An 18,793-nucleotide genomic window follows, 5' to 3' on the forward strand; every position below is an offset into this window, starting at 1 on the left:
AAAAAACCGTCTCCAAATAGAGACGGTTTCTTTCAATATAAAAATGGTTTGGTTAATAGCGTATGTTAAATGGTAATCTTAGCTGTTAAGCATTACTGGCATTACAAGCATGGTAACAGTTTCACCTTCCTCTAATCCATCAACTGGAGTTAAGATTCCAGCTCTGTTAGGTAAAGACATTTCAAGCATAATCATATCCGATTGTAAGTTGGTCAACATCTCAGTTAAAAAACGAGAGTTGTATCCTATTTGCATATCATCACCTTGGTAATCACAAGTCAATCTTTCTTCGGCTTTGTTTGAATAATCGATATCCTCTGCAGATACGTTTAACTCAGCACCAGCGATTTTCAATCTAATTTGGTGAGTAGTTTTGTTTGAAAAGATAGCTACACGACGCACAGAGCTTAAAAATTGAGTACGATCAATCATTAACTTATTTGGATTCTCCTTTGGTATTACGGCCTCGTAATTTGGATATTTTCCATCAATTAAACGACACATTAAGATGTAATTGTCAAAAGAGAAAGTAGCATTCGAATCGTTATATTCAATTTTAACTTCTGCATCTGAAGATCCTAAAATATTTTTTAAGATGTTCAATGGTTTTTTTGGCATAATAAAATCAGCAACTTGAGAGGCTGTCACATCAGTTCGAGCATATTTTACAAGTTTGTGCGCATCAGTTGCCACAAAAATCAAACCTTCTGGCGAGAATTGAAAAAACACTCCGGACATTACAGGTCTTAAATCATCATTACCTGCAGCAAAAATAGTTTTGCTTATAGCTGTAGCTAAAACATCAGCAGGAACAAGTGTTACAGATGGATCTTCAAGGTTTACTGATTTTGGAAATTCCTCACCAGGAGCATACGCAAGAGCATATTTACCTGAGTTAGAACTTATTTCTATGGTACTATTATCTTCTATAGTAAATGTTAAGGGCTGCTCTGGAAATGTTTTAAGAATTTCCAAAAGTAATTTTGCAGGAACGGCAACGCTACCTTTACTTTCTGAATCGATTGATAAGGTTGCAGACATAGTAGTCTCTAAATCAGAGGCAGATACGGTCAATACATTATGATCTAGATCAAATAAGAAATTGTCTAAAATAGGTAATGTATTGCTGCTGTTGATTACATTCCCTAAAACTTGTAATTGTTTCAATAAGTATGAACTCGATACTATAAATTTCATCTGTTTTATTTTATTTTTTAAGGTATTTCTTTATTTGTGAAATACGTTACATGTTACAAATATATCGTAAACTATTCTAGTTTGGAAACTTTTTTATTAACATCTATTTACTGTATTTTCTTTTACGAATGAAAGTAAACACAAAACCGAAGATCCCTAAAATAAGAATTGGTAACCCGATAGTTAGTATTGGGGTACTGCTATAGTTTTCATAAACCTTTTCTTTGTCTAATAAAGGCAAATCTAGATCCTTGCTTCGAATGTTAATAAGTCCATTATCATCTAGGAGGTAATTAACACAGTTTATTAAAAAATCTTTATTGTCATATAAATTTCCCGAACGCTGATCATAACCTAGTTCAACAGGTTGAAAGTTTTTATCCAATTGGTTTTTGATTAGATCTCCATCAGCTATGACAATCATTTTATTTGCATTTCCTTGGTCTAAAAATGTTTTTTGTTCAAAAGGCAAAACTCGATTTTTATACATCGATTCAAAACTACCTTCGAGTAATACTGATAAAGGAAGTTTACCTTTTGCAGCATAATCAGCAGGCGAAGTTTCTTCGGTAACACTTTCTAAATTTACTTCTGATGGCGTTCCTATCTTTTTTGAATATTGTGAGGACTGTAGCAGTACTGTCTTTTTGATGCCGTTTTTCAAAGTATCAATAGGATTAGCAAAGTCAAATTTGATACCTCCAAGATTTTTTACAATTGGGTGTACACTTGTAGGATAAACTTGCGGTGCAAACTTCCAGTTGAATTCCTGAAATTGAGTTGCACTTCCTTGTTCGCCAGTTGCAAGTTTTATAGGGCTTCCTCGTTCATCTTTTATCAAATCTGGATTAATACGAAAGCCATATTTAAAAAACATATCATTCAAGTTCAAATCTCTAGGGTAGGCTAGGGTAGCTCCCGCTGGATTGTACAAACTATCCATTTCTGCAGCAACTTGGTCTACAAGCCATAACGTTTTACCGCCATGCATTATGTATTGATCCAGTACTTGTTTTTCTTGATCGGTAAACGTTTCGGTTGGTTTTGCAATGAGTGCTAGGTCATATTCTTTAAGAGATTCTAAACTTTTCAACGGATTTTTTGCTACTGAATCAAGTGTGAAAGGAGCAATAAAGTAGCTCTCTCTTACTTGTAATAAAAATTTAGCCATTAAAATATCTTGTAGCTCGCCATTCCCTTTGATAACAGCAATTTTTTTCTGCTTGGCTTTCGTAATTTTATTCAAACCTTCGGCAATAGAATATTCCAAATGTTGGACAGATCCTATCACTTTTTGAGTAGTTGAGGCTCCCATGATATTCTTTAGCAAAGGAATGTTGACTTCTTTGTTATCATAAACAGCAATTGCCCACGGGAAAACCATAGCTTGTGACTGTTTTCCTTTGTCGTCAACAGTTATGTTTACAGGAGTTAAGCCTTTTCGATATAATTCTTTGATGTTGTCCATACTTGCGTCCTTGTTTTCCAAAGGATCTACAAATTCAAACACTAAATTAGAATTGTAAGCTTGAAATTCTTCTAAAAGTTGCTTTGTTTCTTGTTGTAAGCGTCTGAATTCTGGAGGTAAATCGCCTTGCATGTATACTTTTATAACAAGCGGATTTTGAACCTGATCAATAATTTTTAATGAGGTAGGGGAAAGGGTGTATCTCTTATCTTTTGTTAAATCAAAACGATGAAAAACGGAACTTCCTATTGCATTTACAACCAATACAATGGCAAGAATAATCAATACTGATTTCAGGTTTTTTTTCTTAGAAGTAGTCATTACGATTTGAAAGATTTTAGATTATAAACAGTAAATGAAAGAAAGACAACGGTAATACTTGTAAAATAAAGAATGTCTCTCGTGTCTAGTACTCCGCGACTCATACTCTTAAAATGATCCTGCATACCTAATGAAGCAATAATTTGAGATAAACTTGGAACCACTGTTGCTATACCTTCGAACCCAAAATAAAAAAAGAAGCAAATAAAAACGGCCAAAATAAAAGCAACAATTTGGTTGTCTGATAATGTAGAGGTGAATATCCCTATCGAAGAATAAGCTGCGATTAGGAACACTAACCCAAAATACGAACCTATTGTGCTTCCCATATCGATATTGCCTTCAGGCATTCCTAGATCATAAATTACGGCAACATAAATAAAGGTTGGAATTATGGCTATTAGAATTAAAAGTAAGGCTCCAAGAAATTTCCCGTTTACAATTTGCCAAATACTTAATGGTTTTGTTAGTAATAATTCTAAGGTTCCTTGTTTTTTCTCATCAGAGAAACTGCGCATGGTTACTGCTGGAATAAGGAAAATTAAAATCCAAGGTGCCAAAGTGAAAAAGGGAGTCAAATCAGCAAAACCAGAATTAAGGATGTTGTACTCTCCTTCGAAAACCCAAAGAAATAATCCGTTAATGATTAAAAAAATGGCAATTACTAAATAACCTATTGGCGAACCGAAAAAGGATTTTATTTCTCGTAAAACTATTGATTTCATTTATTTTTTTTGTTTAAAGTTTTAAATGTTTAATGTTTAAAGTTCCAAATCCAACAACTTTAAACCTTAAACTTTAAACTATTTTTTACTCTAAAGTTACTAATTTATCTACGCTCCACGCTTCGGGTTTGTCGTTGAATAATTTTTTGGTGAAAGTCCACACTTCGTAAAATAGTTCAGAATTTCTGTAATTTTCTAAATCGGCTTCGGTTTCCCAATAACTGTAAGTAAAGAAAATACTTTTGTTATTTTTATCTTGATACAATTCTAAGAAACGATTTCCAGGCGCATTTCGTATTTTATCTTTCATTAACTCAAAGTTTTCTAAAAATGCCGGAATATGCTCTTCATGAAAACTTAATTTTACAATGCGTACAAACATTAGATTTTGGTTTAAACTTTATATAAATTTTATAATAATAACATCTCTATAATTAAGTCCTAACAAACTACTTGCCGATCCAACTTTTGAAGGATTACTTCTAAAAATAGCAATTTCTAAGTAGCCTGCTTCATTAAAGATAGCTAGTTTTTCACCTTCATAGGATTTAATGGGATATTTGTCATTTTTTGCAATAGCAGAATAATTTGGCAATATGTTTTTAATATTTTTAGTTTTTAAAACAATTTCATAAGATCTTCCTTGTGCTACTTGATTGAAATATTCTTTGGATATATTAGTAACAACGTTCCCAAAATGATCTATATAAACTACATGCCCTTTTAACGAATTTCCATCAACAGCTAAAACCGCATTTAAATCTGTTACTTCTTTTAGTGTATCAATGGGAGTGCCTATGGTTTTTAGAGCGCCACCTTTAGCTAAATGACATGCTACGAATACAAATGCGTCAAGGTCAACAGCATCTTGGTCTAATTGATCATGAATGTCTATGGCTACAATTTCTTGCGGATTTATTTTTTGCGAAAGCATGCTCAAAATACCATTATCAGCAGCAATAAAATAATGATCATTCCACTGCATTGCAACATGTTGATTTTCTTTATTACGCTCCATATCTACTCCTATAAGGTGTACGCTACCTTTAGGGAAACTGCTGTATGCTGCACTTACACAATAACTGGACTCTACGGTATTAAAGGGGTCAATTTCATGTGAGATATCAATAATTGTTGCCTCAGCATATTGAGATAAAATTTTTCCCTTAAACGCACCTACAAAGTGGTCTTTCAAGCCGTAATCGGTAGTAAGGGTAATTATTGACATAAATTTGTTTATAACTATTGCTGTTTTGTAAACCTAATTTTCACTAAATTTGAGAAACGCAAAGCTAAAGTATTTTAAGCTTTAAATTAAATAGAAATTTCAATTTGAGTTAAAACAAAACTTATGATCAAACGCATTTTTGTTCTTATTATTTTTTTTAGCACCTTTCAATCATATTCTCAAAAAATAGTTTATAAGTCTAACGGAAATATTTTAGATTCTGAAAGGGAAAAAATCACACCCAATCAAGTAAGAGAATTGTTAAAAGATAATCAACAATTATTAGCTGATTACAATATTGGGAGAACAAAGAAAACAGTAGGTAACATATTGCTTATTTCGGGGCCGGTGCTTTTATTTACAGGTACAATGGCTTACGTAATTTCAGGATTTGATCAGGGTATGAATCCAGAATTTGAGGGTAAACCCAATAAAAGTATTCCTATAATAATTATGGGAACAGGTCTTGCAGCTCTTTTAATAACCATTCCTGTCAAAATTGGTTTCTCAAAGAAAATTAAAAATGTAGTGACTGACTATAACAACCAGAACGCTATAGGTAACAAGCAGTTTGAAAGCACCAAAGTAGATTTGATAACCAATTCAAACGGTGTAGGACTTCGATTAACTTTAAAATAAAACAACTAAACATACTATCATTTGAACGAAAGAATAATTGAGCTCATAGACATCGCTCCAAAAGACTTTTGGGGCGCTCAAGACACTCATCTTGAATCCATAAAGAAATATTATCCAAAATTAAAAATCGTTGCAAGAGGAACTACACTCAAGGCTTTTGGAGAAAAGGAAGTTTTAGACGAATTTGAAAAACGATTTCAACGATTGATGCTTCATTTTACGCGTTACAACAACATAGATAATAATGTCATTGAAAGAGTTATTATGGGAGATGCACAAGAAGATCGCAAATTTCAAGGGAGTGACAAAATTTTAGTACATGGTGTGGGGGGCAAAATAATTAAAGCCATGACTCCTAACCAGCAATTGCTAGTTGACACTCTTGAAAAAAACGACATGGTATTTGCAGTAGGTCCAGCAGGAACTGGAAAAACGTATACCGGCGTTGCCATGGCTGTGAAGGCGTTGAAAGAAAAACAGGTAAAAAGAATCATTTTGACTAGACCTGCGGTTGAAGCTGGAGAGAATCTAGGTTTCTTACCCGGCGATATGAAAGAAAAACTGGATCCATACATGCAGCCATTGTATGATGCACTACGAGACATGTTGCCTAATGAAAAATTAGAAGATTATATTTTAAAAGGTATTATTCAAATTGCTCCACTTGCTTTCATGAGGGGTAGAACACTTGATAATGCTTTTGTAATCTTAGATGAAGCTCAAAATACAACACATTCCCAAATGAAAATGTTCTTAACGCGTATGGGTAAAAGTGCCAAGTTTATGATTACAGGTGATCCCGGTCAGGTAGATTTACCAAGGCGAACCATATCTGGACTTAAAGAAGCTTTGTTAGTTTTAAAAGATATTGATGGAATAGGAATTATTTACCTGGATGATAAAGATATTGTACGTCATAGACTGGTTAAGAAAGTTATTGATGCTTACAAAATGATTGAAAATAACGACTAGAACTTTATTTAATATTGAAATCGGGGATCGCAATACAATGCCATCCCCGATTTTTAATTTTTAAAGAATCTGTCTTTTTTTTGAAAGAATAGTTTGTAAAAGGATTTGTATTGAAATTGGCATTTAATTTTAACATAATGCTACACCAAAAAAAAGTACGTTCTCTTTTCATTGTCTAAAAAATAGAATAGTTTTGAGGGTATGAATTTTTTAGAAAAAAAATGATTGTAAACAAGAATATTAAAGTTATAATTAGTGATTTAGATGGGACTCTACTCAACTCAAATCATACAATTTCAGATAAAACCATTTCTGTTTTTCAAAAACTTCACCGGCATAATTATGTAATCATTGTTGCAACAGGGCGTCATCATCTTGATGCTATGCCAATACTTGATTCACTAGGATTTCCCGTTTATTTGGTCTCTTCGAATGGTGCTCGAATTCATTCCCCTGATAAAAAGTTACTTTATTCGTTTGATTTAAAAAGTGAATACATTCAATCAGTACTAAGCATTGACATCGATCCAGATATTACAACGGTTTTATTCAAAGAGGATATTTGGTTTACCAATAAATACAACAAGAAGTTAAATGATTTTCAACCTGAAATCATGTATCGTCCTGAGCTAGTAAATTTTAATGAATTAGAGGACTATGCTGGGATTAAATTATTGTTTACTCACGACAATCACTCAAAACTACTTGCAGTTAGAGATCAGATTTTAGAAAACCATGAAGGATTATTTAATCACGCCTTTAGTTTGCCTTTTTGTTTAGAATTCATGGATAAATCAGTTGATAAAAGTGTGGCTATTGCTAAGATTCTCGAACTTGAGAATTTTAGTTTTCAAGAAACGCTAGTCTTTGGGGACGGCTTTAATGACGAAAACATGCTCCGTGAGGCAGGAATAGGCATACTTATGGAGAATGCTCCTCAAAGTTTGAAAGACTTGTTACCGCAACTTGAAATCACATCGACCAATGATAGTGACGGAGTTGCAAACTACATCACCAACAAAATAATCAACTCTAAACTAGAACTGCAACAATAACTACTAAACTTAAATGAAATTAAAATGAATAAAAATGTAATACTTCTTCTTTGTATATTTTTTTCGGTAACCATTTACAGCCAAACCTTAAAGCTAGAGGAAATCATGAAAGGAAATGCTTTCATTGGTGCGCAACCAGAAAATGAAAGATGGTCAATAGATGGACAAAAAGTATATTTTGACTGGAACCCAAATAATGAATTAGGAAATAGTACGTATTTCTGGAAAAAAGGCATGCCGAAACCAGAACTTGCACCTGCTAGTGAAGCTCTTTTTTCAAGATTAGATTTAAGAAAATCATCTAATCCAGATGTGTATTTTTATCTTGACAAAGGCCGTTTGTATTCGTATTCATTGAAAAATAAAATTTCTAAAAAGTTGTTTCAGCACAGCAGTCCAATTTCAAATTTGCAAGTAAGTGCAACAGCGGGTTTGTTGTTTTTTAGACAGAATGACAATATTTTTCAATACAACATCAACGAAGGTTCTTTGATTCAGCTTACAAATTTCCGAAAAGGAAAAGCGGACGAGGTTGCTTCTCAAAAAGAAACTTTTTTAAAGACCCAGCAAGAAGAACTATTCCAATTTGTAAGAGATCAAGAGGCGTTAAAAAAATGGAATGCTGAAAAAGCTAAACTTTCTAAGTCGGATTTTCCAAAACCTTATTTTTATGGAAAAAATACTTTTGGAGGTTTAAAAATGGATCCTAAAGGGGGTTATGCCACTTTTAGATTACTAGAAGAAGTAGAGGGAAAAAGAGAAAAAATGGAGGCTTTTATTACCGCAAGTGGCTACAATGATATTGTTGACACTAAAGAAAAAGTTTCTGTAAATAATTTGATTCCTTCAAAGTTTGGTGTTTATAATGTTGCTAAAGACTCTGTTTATTTTATCAATTTTTCTACTTTGACCCACATTCAAGATTTACCAAAATATTTTGAATTGTATGAGAAAAATAAAAATGTGGAGAAAAAGAACAAATTAATTATTGTTCAAGAGCCAATATATAATGATGATGGTAGCTATGCTGTTTCTGAGATAAGAAGTCAAGATAACAAAGACCGTTGGATAGTACGTTTGAATCTTGAAAAAAATACTTTTGAAGAAATTGATTATCAGCATGACGAAGCATGGATTGGTGGTCCAGGAATTCCATCAAGTTCTTTCGGGAGAGGAACTCTTGGTTTTTTAGCTGATAATGAGACTGTCTATTTCCAATCTGAAGAGACAGGTTATTCTCATTTGTACACATACAATTTAAAATCAAAACTTAAAACTCAATTGACGCAAGGCAATTGGGAAGTACGATCAGTAGCTTTGGCTAAAGATAGAAAAGCATTTTACCTAACAACCACAACTACACATCCAGGAAATAGAAGTTTTTACAAGCTTGATATTTCGACAAAAAAAATGCAACCTATTTTAACTAATGATGGTGCTCATGAAGTAAATATATCTCCGGATGAAAGTTCGTTGTTGGTACGCTATTCCTATAAAAACAAACCTTGGGAATTATATGTTGCAAGTAACAAGACCAATACCTCTTTGGACCAAATTACAGCATCGTTAACAGAAAGTTTTAAGTCCTATTCTTGGCGTGAACCCGAAGTTATTACCTTTAAAGCTCAAGATGGAACAACGGTTCATGCCAGATTGTACAAGCCTCAACAAGCAAATGCTAATAAAGCAGCTATTTTATTTGTACATGGAGCAGGTTATTTGCAAAATGCGCACAATTATTGGAGTAGCTACCATAGAGAGTATATGTTTCACAACATGTTAGTAGATCAAGGATATACGGTTCTTGATATTGATTACAGAGGCAGTGATGGATACGGACGCGATTTTAGAACCGGAATATACCGTTTTATGGGAGGTAAAGATTTATCAGATCACTTGGATGGTAAAAAATACTTAGTAGAAAATCATGGTATAGATGCTTCAAAAGTGGGTATTTATGGAGGTTCTTATGGTGGTTTTATTACCTTAATGGGAATGTTAACAGCGCCAAAAGAGTTTGCATCAGGTGCAGCACTTAGATCAGTTACAGATTGGGCACACTATAACCATGGCTACACAGGTAATATTTTAAATTTTCCTGAAACAGATCCAGATGCGTACAAAAAAAGTTCTCCAATATATTTTGCGGATAATCTTCAAGGAGATTTATTGATGTTGCACGGAATGGTTGATGATAACGTAGAGTATAAGGATATTGTTCGTTTGTCTCAGCGTTTTATAGAATTGGGTAAGAAAAAATGGAGTTTAGCTAGTTTTCCCGTTGAAGCACACGGATTCAAAGAAACGTATTCATGGGTTGATGAGTACAGCAGGATATTAGATTTATTCAATCAAACCTTACTCAAAAAATAGTTTTCCTGTAATATCAAAGAATTGAATGAGGTATTCATTGCTATACTTTATGAAATAGTTTTAAATTTGCAGCTACAATATAAACACACACAACTAAAAAAATGAGCCACACAATTACAACTACAAATTTCAATTTCCCCAATCAAAAAGCAGTTTACCGCGGTAAAGTAAGAGAAGTATATACTATAAATGATGAACTATTGGTTATGGTTGCTACTGATAGGCTGTCTGCATTTGATGTGGTTTTACCAAAAGGAATTCCGTACAAAGGTCAAATTTTAAATCAAATTGCTACCCGATTTATGGAACTAACATCGGATATTGTGCCAAATTGGTTGCTTGATACACCAGATCCAAATGTAGCTGTTGGGAAATTGTGTGATCCTTTTAAGGTAGAAATGGTTATTAGAGGTTATCTTTCAGGACATGCGGCTCGTGAATATGCTCTTGGTAAAAGAGAAATTTGTGGTGTTTCAATGCCCAATGATTTAAAAGAAAACGATAAATTTCCTGAACCAATAATTACACCTACTACCAAAGCAGATAACGGAGAGCACGATGCCGATATTTCAAGAGAAGAAATTTTAAGTAAAGGTATCGTATCTCTTGAAGATTACCTTGTTTTAGAAAAGTACACTAGAGATTTGTACCAAAGAGGGACAGAGATTGCAGCTGGTAGAGGTCTTATTTTGGTTGATACCAAATATGAATTTGGTAAAACTAAAGAAGGTAAAATTGTGTTGATTGATGAAATACATACACCAGATTCATCTCGTTATTTTTATGCAGATGGATATCAAGACCGTCAAAATAATGGTGACGAGCAAAAACAATTGTCAAAAGAGTTTGTAAGAAGATGGTTGATAGAAAATGGTTTTCAAGGACTTCAAGGACAACAAATACCTGAAATGACAGATGAGTATATAGAATCCGTATCTGAAAGGTATATCGAATTATACGAAAATATATTAGGTGAAAAGTTTATAAAAGCAGATATCACTAACATTGATGCAAGAATTGAAGCTAATGTAATAGACTATTTGTCTCGTAAATAACGATCAAAATGTAAAATCCGCTGTTTTGAATAGCGGATTTTTTGTATCAATAATTTTTATAAAAAATCATTTTTGATCATTCTTAAAGATTATCAGCTTACTCAAATAAAAAGACCGTAAATCATGTTTTGATTTACGGTCTCTATTGTTTTTAGTAATTATAGTTTGTATCTATATTAATTACCTATTTACTCGTCTTTCGTTGGTTGAGTTAGTAGTACGTCTACTTCCAAAATTATTTGTTTTTTTGGCTGCATCTAGTTTAGGTTGTTTGGGTGCAGAAAAACGTTGTGTTCTACCTTGACCTTGTTTTATAGGCTCTTTTGATGCGTTGGGATCCGGCTCAAAACCTTTGATACTTTCTTTTGGGATTGTTAACCCAACTAATTTCTCGATATCTCTTAAAAAAACAGTCTCATCAGGACTAAACAATGAAATTGCTTTTCCATTTGCACCAGCACGACCAGTTCTACCTATTCTATGAACGTAATCTTCTGGGATATTAGGTAGTTCAAAATTTACAACATGCGGTAATAAAGGAATGTCTAATCCACGAGCTGCAATATCTGTTGCAACAAGAGCTGTAAGACTTCCATTTTTAAAACCTTCCAAAGCTTTTGTTCTAGCGCCTTGACCTTTATTACCGTGAATTGCGGCAGCTTTAATACCAGCATCGTTCATAAACTCAGTTAGTTTATTAGCGCCTTGTTTGGTTCTTGTAAACACTAAAATTTGTTTCCAGTTACCTTCGGTAATCAGTTTTATGATTAATTCCGTTTTTTTCTCTTTGGCAACAGGATAAATAAGTTGGGTTATGGCATCAACAGTAGTGTTCTCAGGAGTTGCTTCAACCTGAATAGGATTTTGAAGAATTCCCATTGCTAGTTTCTTGATATCTTTTGAAAAAGTTGCAGAGAAAAGTAAGTTTTGTCTTTTTTGAGGTAAAACTTTCAATACTCTTTCAATATCACGTAAAAATCCCATATCCAGCATTCTATCGGCTTCATCAAGTACTAAAATTTCAACTTTTGCAAGTGAAATTAAACCTTGATTGTGTAAGTCTATAAGTCTTCCTGGTGTTGCTACCAGAATATCAATGCCTTGACGTAATTGTGTTACTTGTGGATTTTGATTTACTCCACCAAAAATAACCGTACTTTTTAAATCTAAAAATTCGCTGTATTCTTTGATATTTGCTAATATTTGAGCTGCCAATTCTCTTGTAGGTGTTAATATCAACGATCGAATTGGACGATTGCGAACGGGTTGTGTTTGAGATAACAATTGCAATATTGGGAGCGTAAAACCTGCTGTTTTTCCTGTTCCAGTTTGAGCAGATGCTAAAACATCTTGGCCTTTAAGTATTGGAGGTATTGCTTTTTGTTGAATTGGAGATGGGGTAGTGTACCCTTTTTTGCTGATTGCTTTGAGCAAAGAATCAGATAAACCTAATGAATTGAATGACATAAATTGTATTTACGAAGCAAACACATTTATATATTTTGCTCCTTTAATTTGGTGCAAAGGTATGTCATTATTTTGGATATCTCTTGATTGATAGGTTTTCTTTGTTCAAGATACTTGTGTAAAGTACTGTTTTACAGTACAAAGAGGGTTTTTTATAGGCTTTTTAATCACTTTGTTGCTTGTGAAAACACTATATAATGATGAAAATGAAAACAATAATTAGATAACAATTCCTTAAAAATGATGCTCTTTTCACTAATAAGAACATTTTTGAGTCAAACCTGCCAATTTATTTTTGGATCAAGTCCAATAAAAAAAATATGGCATGCAGTTGTAATACTACATGCCACAATAAATTAATTAATTTCTTCAAAAGTATTACCTTGTTTGATATCGCCAGTTTTGTAACCTTTCATAAACCAAGCTTTTCTTTGAGCCGATGTCCCATGAGTAAAGGTTTCCGGAACAATATGGCCTTGCATTTTTGCTTGAATAGCATCATCACCTACAGCGTGAGCGGCGCTTAATGCTTCTTCTAGATCGCCTTCTTCAAGAATATTTTTCATTTTTTGATTGTAATGGGTCCAAACGCCAGCATAAAAATCTGCTTGTAATTCTAGAGCCACAGATAATGCATTTGCTTCAGCTTGACTTTTGCCTTCTTGCATTTGTCTCATTTTAGACGAAGTTCCTAGTAAGGTTTGTACATGATGTCCAATCTCGTGCGCAATTACATAGGCTGTTGCAAAATCACCACCTTGAGCACCAAATTTAGTTTTCAACTCATTAAAGAATGTTAAATCCATGTACACTTTTTGATCTGCAGGACAATAAAATGGTCCAGAGGCCGAGGTTGCGCTTCCACATTCTGTATCTACTCCTTGTGTGAATAAAATTAATTTAGGTCTTTTGTACTGCATATTATTTTCCTTAAAAATTTTATCCCATACATCCTCTGAATCAACTAATACAGCTTCAACAAATTTTCCTTCTTCTATTTCTTCAGCGGTTAAGGCTCTTTTTTCTGTGGGTGCACTTTGTCCTTGATTCATTTGCTCAAGAATAGGTGTTATCATTTGAGCATTTTCTCCACCAAAAGTATTTAGTAAAAGGATAACAATACCTATTATTCCCCCGCCTACTATAGTTTTTCCACCAGAAGACATTCCTCTTCTGTCTTCAAAATTTTCGCTTGAACGTCTGCCACTCCATTTCATAAATTATTTTTTTAATTAATTGATTTAAAATTTAAAATTACATATTATTTTAACATTATCAACATTACTTTTTATTTTGTATTATCCACTTTGTAATAGTGTCGCCTATTATTCCTTTTATAATTGGTTTTGATATGTAATCATTCATCCCAGAAGCAATACATTTTTCTTTTTCTTCTTTTTCTGTACCTGCAGTTATGGCTATTATAGGAACTGTTTTTCCATTTTGTAAGTTTCTAATGCATTGAGAGGCTTCGTATCCATTCATGATAGGCATTTGTATATCCATAAAAATAATATCAATTGGAGTGTTTTCAAATTTTTTAACAGCCTCTAAACCGTTGATTGCTTCATGGATTTGAGTTTGATAGGGTTCATTTTTTAAAATGGTTTTTAAGAGTAACATATTTACTTTGTTATCTTCTGCTATCAAAATATGTATTACCTTAATATTTAAATCGTTTACTAATTTGGGATTGTTATTAATATTAGGGCTGTTTTTTACTAAATATTTATGTTTAATGACGTTATCAGTAACTTTTAACTTCAGGTCAAAATAGAAAGTACTTCCTGCATTGACAGCACTTTCTAGCTTTAATTGACTGTTCATAAGACCTAATAATTGATTGGATATTGTTAATCCAAGTCCTGTACCTCCAAATTTTCTAGTAGTGGATCCATCTTCTTGTGAAAAAGCCTTAAAGATCTTCTTTTTATTTTCTTCTAATATCCCAATACCAGTATCAACTACTGCAAAACGAATTGTTGCGTATCCGTTACTTATAGGTTTTACTGCAGAAACAATTAATTTTATTGATCCAGTATCAGTAAATTTTACTGCATTGGCAAGTAAGTTGATAAGTACCTGCTTTAATCGAACACTGTCTATCAAATAATGTAAAGGAATATCTTTGTCTAAAATTAAATCTAGGTGTAGTTTTTTTTGGTTTGCTTCATAGTGTATCAAATCAAAAACTTGCAAAAGCATATCTTTTAAATTGCAAATTTCAAAATACAACTCGAGTTTTCCAGCTTCAATTTTAGAAAAATCAAGAATATCATTGATAATATTTAGTAATGAATGTGCTGATTGACTTATTGTGGTCATGTATTTTCCCTGAGTTTCACCTAGATTTGTACTCATTAACAAATCAGTAAAACCTATAATACCGTTTAAGGGAGTTCTTATTTCGTGGCTCATATTGGCTAAAAAATCGGATTTAGCTTTATTTGCTGCTTCGGCAAGTTCTTTTTCTTTAACAATTGTTTCTGCTTGTTTTCTTTCGGTGATATCAATAAATATACCTTCAATAAATGCAATTTTTCCGTTTTTATAAATAGTATCGCCAAACTCTTCAACCCATACAATATGGTTTTTTTTATGAATAATTCTATAGGTAAGGTGAATTGGTTTTTTTGAGTCTATTGCTTTTTTTTGGGCTTCAATAGTTTTAATTTTATCATCTGGATGAATCAAATCTATAAATAAAACTTTATTGCTTAAGAAATCTGACTTGTCATAACCTGTAAGATTCTCTATTTCATCATTAATATAAATTTTTGTACTTTTAGAATCATAATTAGAGAGGTAAACAGTTCCTGGAATATTATTGGCAAGCAACCTAAATTTTTCTTCGCTTTCATAAATTGCATTTTCATTTGTAATTCTCTCTAATGAAAAACTAATGTTTTGAGCTAATGTTTGCAAAATATTTATTTCATCATCAGACCAAAATCTTTCAGTCTCTGTATCATCAAAACCAATGAAACCGTGAAATTTATCCCGCACAAAAATTGGAAAAAGAATGATGGAAAAAACGTTAATACTTTCTAATTTCTGTCGGAGAGATGTGTTTTCAATTTGGGGTACTACAGCAGTGTAAATGCTATTGGATAACAAGGGAGTTAGTAATTCTTCAAAATATTCATGAGGCAGGTGCTGTAGTTTTTGATTGACTTCATTTAATGTGTCATTTTCTATAATCCATCTGTATTTTTGACTGATCGTTTTTGTTATATCATTATTTTCATAAAAATAAGTTCTGTGTGATTTTGTCGCTTTCCCCATAATCACTAAAACATCAGAGAAAATAGCATCAATATTATTACTTTTTAAAAACTTTTCAGTACAAAGTGTCATTGCAGATAGTAATTCACTTTTATACTCTAATTTTTTTTCTGTTTCAAATCTACTTTGTGATATTAATGTTAATGATATGATGTCTGCAATTGCTCTTGCAAAATTTATATCTTCATTATCCCATTTTCTTTTATTTTTTATGGTTTCAAAAGATACTATTCCTATTAAATCACCATCAATAAAAAATGGAATATCGAGTACAGATTTTATATTTAATACTAAAAAATACTCTTCTATAAACTCTGATAATTCATGCTTTTTAAAAACATTAGATGCACAAATTTGTTTCTTACTTTGAATGGAATCAATGTAAATAGGATAATCTTTTTTTTCTAATATAGTACCTTTATCAAAAGTTTGGCTTTCTAAATTGTATAAATTTTGACACTTAATTTGGTCCTTTTCATATTTCCAGTAACTCACGCGATCGCATTTAGACACGATAGATGCAGTTTCTAGTACTTTCATTAATCGAGTTTCTAAATTGACATAGCTGCTAAAATTGGTAGTAGACAATTGTGTAATTGTTCTGTTATATTCGTTTACTTTTTTATGTCTTATTTTTGTATTTTTTTTAATGTTTTTTAGTATTGTAATGTCTCGCGCAATTGCAGAGAAAGCTACTATTCTTCCATCTTTATTTTTTCGGACTGTTACTTTTTGAGAGATCCATATTTTTTTTTGATTCTTTTTGAATAAAGGAAACTCGATAGTAGGAAAATGATTTTCAAATTTATCTAATCTAGAGTAAAATTGAACTATTTCATTTAAATAGTCAGTATGTATGAATTTGGAAAAATGCTGTCCAATGAGTTCATTTGAATCAAAACCCAGAGCTTTGATTGTGAAATCATTAACAAAAGTTAAATAACCTTTATAATCCACTTCATAAATTAAATCAATAGCCCCTTCAATTGCATTTTTATATTGCTCTTGAATCAGAACTTCTTTTGTAACATCCTGGCCAATTCCTATGATTAAATTATTTGAGAATTTTTTATCATTCCATTGAATGTATTTGTATTCTTCATTTTTACATCTTAATTTTCTTACAAATATTTTATCATCTATAAAGTCTTGAATTTCTTTTTCATTATATAAATCATAGTCACCAGTGCGTTCCCAATATCCATAACCCAATACTTCCTCTACAGTATATCCTAAAATAGAAACTATATTCTCGCTACAAAAAACAACCTCTCCTTTTACATTTGTTGCCAAAACCAGAGAGTTTCCCTTGTTTATAATTTGATTGTGAAATGACAGTTTACTTTTTAAGTTGATTATTGAAAGATGTCTAATATAATTAATCATAACAACTATAATGCAATAATTAAAGAGTAGAACAGCTGAGTCAAAAGGGATGATTTCAAATAATAAAAGAGTAGATATATAGATAAAATTTAAACTAATAAAAAACCAATACCATTTTTGAGATTTTATAATAGAATAGGAGAAAAAGAATGTAATTATGTAAGCAACAAACGGAATTTTATCATTTGGAAATGCGATTAAGTTTCGAGAAATGAAAATAAATGAAATTAGGAAAACTACTCGAAAAATTTTTTGGATGTATTGGTAAATATATTTTGATTTAAGACTTAGGAAATAAATCAAAAATAAAAGGATTCCTAATATTAAGTTAGGTATTAAAAGACTTTTTGTTCTTACTTTAAATATTTCGAATACAATTTCTAAAACGGGTATGACTAAACCCAAAAATAAAAAATACAGTTGGTATTCTTCACTCTTTGAATCCTTAAGAGGGTAATTTTTAATATATCCCGGATACAATAAAGTTCTAATTTTTGAGAATTTAAAAATTAGCAAAAAAAACAATAAAAAAATAAATGGATTGATTACCCGAAATAAATTATTATCTACTGCTAATTTATCAAAAAGCATCATTAATTTACTTGAAATAGTTGTTGTGAACCAACTTGTTGAAAGGTAGCTTAATGGGATTGAGGGTAAGTATCCGCAGTAATGATTCAAATTTTCTTAAATTGAGTTAGTTATTTTATTAAATAAAAAACAACAAATTACTACTTTTATTTGAATAAGCCAAAATTGATTTCAAAATCAATTTCAAAATCAATTTTGGCTTTATTTTTTATTACAGAGTTTCAAAATTTGTAGATACTTCCTCTTCTTTATTTTCTGGAAAACCAATGATGTATTTGTAAATGATATAGCTCATGGAATAAATAAACGGAATAGTAAAAAGAATCCCAATACAACACGCAAAAAATCCTAAGAAAACTGCTATAACACCCACAATTAAGAGTGCAAACAATATAAATGGTTGTTTAGCAACAATAACTATACTAGTTTCTATGGCGTGCAACGCTTTTGAATTTCCAAAAATTATTAAAGGAATAGTTAAAAAAGTGAAAAATGATAATATAGCTGATAATACGGCGCCTAAAACGGGTATTTCTGCATAGTTTATTACTCCACGAATGAAACTATCTACTGCAGCAATTAAAAATGTAGCAATTATAATTTCTTGAACATAAGGTGTTTTGTAATAATGAAACATAGTTGATACATGAAATTCTTCATCTATATCTGCGTTGTGAGCCATTTTAAATAATCCAGCTATAAAAGGACTTATTAGTGTACCTATTGCAATGCTTATTAAGGATAAAATCAATAACCCGTAAAGGTCTAAGTTTTCAGGTTTAAAATCTTCGGCTTTTAAAATCGTTAACGCTTCATCGGTTCCAAAAATTACTGCGAAAATTCCAGCAAGTCCCAATATAAAAACAACAAAAAACATAAAGAGTACTAGACCGCCATACATAGCAATTTTTTTATAGTTTTCTATAGTTTGATTAAATACATCGCCAAAATCAATGTTGTAGCCTTGTGATTTAATTTCGTCCATACGTTTTTTAACAGGTGCATTCATTTTAAAATAGGTTATTGGTTAT

The 18,793-nt window shown here is 31.8% G+C and carries 14 protein-coding genes; 5 read left to right on the forward strand and 9 right to left on the reverse strand.

Features of this window, described 5'->3' with window-relative positions; genetic code table 11:
- Positions 1–78: 78 nt before the first annotated feature.
- The 5 genes from dnaN to K5V07_RS06140 all read right to left on the reverse strand — a co-directional run bounded on the left by dnaN (position 79) and on the right by K5V07_RS06140 (position 4,939).
- Positions 79–1,197: a DNA polymerase III subunit beta gene (gene dnaN / locus K5V07_RS06120; protein WP_144892040.1), complete on the reverse strand. Its 1,119-nt coding sequence runs from the start codon at positions 1,195–1,197 to the stop codon at positions 79–81.
- A 103-nt stretch (positions 1,198–1,300) separates the two neighbouring features.
- Positions 1,301–2,986 (reverse strand): gliding motility-associated ABC transporter substrate-binding protein GldG, encoded by a 1,686-nt coding sequence (gene gldG / locus K5V07_RS06125; RefSeq protein WP_221916790.1) that lies wholly within the window; start codon positions 2,984–2,986, stop codon positions 1,301–1,303.
- The gene (gene gldF, locus K5V07_RS06130; RefSeq protein WP_221916791.1) at positions 2,986–3,711 is read right to left on the reverse strand and encodes a gliding motility-associated ABC transporter permease subunit GldF; all 726 of its coding nucleotides are present in this window, start codon (positions 3,709–3,711) and stop codon (positions 2,986–2,988) included. Before gldF ends, gldG begins: the two co-directional genes overlap by 1 nt.
- Positions 3,712–3,796: 85 nt before the next feature.
- Positions 3,797–4,093, reverse strand: a complete 297-nt coding sequence (locus K5V07_RS06135) for a putative quinol monooxygenase (protein ID WP_158729162.1) — start codon at positions 4,091–4,093, stop codon at positions 3,797–3,799.
- Positions 4,094–4,111: 18 nt separating this feature from the next.
- A complete protein-coding gene (locus tag K5V07_RS06140) occupies positions 4,112–4,939 on the reverse strand; it encodes an S-adenosyl-l-methionine hydroxide adenosyltransferase family protein (protein ID WP_221916792.1) in 828 nt (275 codons plus the stop codon).
- A 123-nt stretch (positions 4,940–5,062) separates the two neighbouring features.
- Here K5V07_RS06140 and K5V07_RS06145 point away from each other — a divergent pair, with 123 nt between their 5' ends.
- From K5V07_RS06145 to K5V07_RS06165, 5 genes are all read left to right on the forward strand, one after another.
- The gene (locus tag K5V07_RS06145; RefSeq protein ID WP_221916793.1) at positions 5,063–5,578 is read left to right on the forward strand and encodes a hypothetical protein; all 516 of its coding nucleotides are present in this window, start codon (positions 5,063–5,065) and stop codon (positions 5,576–5,578) included.
- Positions 5,579–5,599: 21 nt separating this feature from the next.
- Positions 5,600–6,550: a PhoH family protein gene (locus K5V07_RS06150; RefSeq protein ID WP_086455520.1), complete on the forward strand. Its 951-nt coding sequence runs from the start codon at positions 5,600–5,602 to the stop codon at positions 6,548–6,550.
- 221 nt (positions 6,551–6,771) lie between these two features.
- The gene (locus K5V07_RS06155; protein WP_221916794.1) at positions 6,772–7,605 is read left to right on the forward strand and encodes a Cof-type HAD-IIB family hydrolase; all 834 of its coding nucleotides are present in this window, start codon (positions 6,772–6,774) and stop codon (positions 7,603–7,605) included.
- A gap of 24 nt (positions 7,606–7,629) precedes the next feature.
- Positions 7,630–9,978: a prolyl oligopeptidase family serine peptidase gene (locus tag K5V07_RS06160; RefSeq protein ID WP_221916795.1), complete on the forward strand. Its 2,349-nt coding sequence runs from the start codon at positions 7,630–7,632 to the stop codon at positions 9,976–9,978.
- A 101-nt stretch (positions 9,979–10,079) separates the two neighbouring features.
- Entirely contained in the window at positions 10,080–11,033 is a 954-nt protein-coding gene (locus K5V07_RS06165; RefSeq protein WP_221916796.1) for a phosphoribosylaminoimidazolesuccinocarboxamide synthase, read from the forward strand.
- Between the two features lie 180 nt (positions 11,034–11,213).
- Here the strand turns inward: K5V07_RS06165 and K5V07_RS06170 are convergent, their stop codons facing one another.
- The 4 genes from K5V07_RS06170 to K5V07_RS06185 all read right to left on the reverse strand — a co-directional run bounded on the left by K5V07_RS06170 (position 11,214) and on the right by K5V07_RS06185 (position 18,771).
- Positions 11,214–12,500: a DEAD/DEAH box helicase gene (locus K5V07_RS06170; RefSeq protein ID WP_221916797.1), complete on the reverse strand. Its 1,287-nt coding sequence runs from the start codon at positions 12,498–12,500 to the stop codon at positions 11,214–11,216.
- 356 nt (positions 12,501–12,856) lie between these two features.
- Positions 12,857–13,717 carry a neutral zinc metallopeptidase gene (locus K5V07_RS06175; protein ID WP_221916798.1) on the reverse strand — a complete coding sequence of 287 codons (861 nt, stop codon included), beginning with the start codon at positions 13,715–13,717 and terminating at the stop codon, positions 12,857–12,859.
- Positions 13,718–13,781: 64 nt separating this feature from the next.
- Complete coding sequence (locus K5V07_RS06180; RefSeq protein ID WP_221916799.1) at positions 13,782–17,078, reverse strand: PAS domain S-box protein; 3,297 nt, start codon at positions 17,076–17,078, stop codon at positions 13,782–13,784.
- Between the two features lie 895 nt (positions 17,079–17,973).
- Positions 17,974–18,771 (reverse strand): hypothetical protein, encoded by a 798-nt coding sequence (locus tag K5V07_RS06185; protein ID WP_221916800.1) that lies wholly within the window; start codon positions 18,769–18,771, stop codon positions 17,974–17,976.
- Positions 18,772–18,793: the final 22 nt, after the last annotated feature.

It is taken from the genome of Flavobacterium sp. CHNK8 (genome assembly GCF_019774515.1).
In the GTDB taxonomy this organism is placed as follows: domain Bacteria; phylum Bacteroidota; class Bacteroidia; order Flavobacteriales; family Flavobacteriaceae; genus Flavobacterium; species Flavobacterium tiangeerense.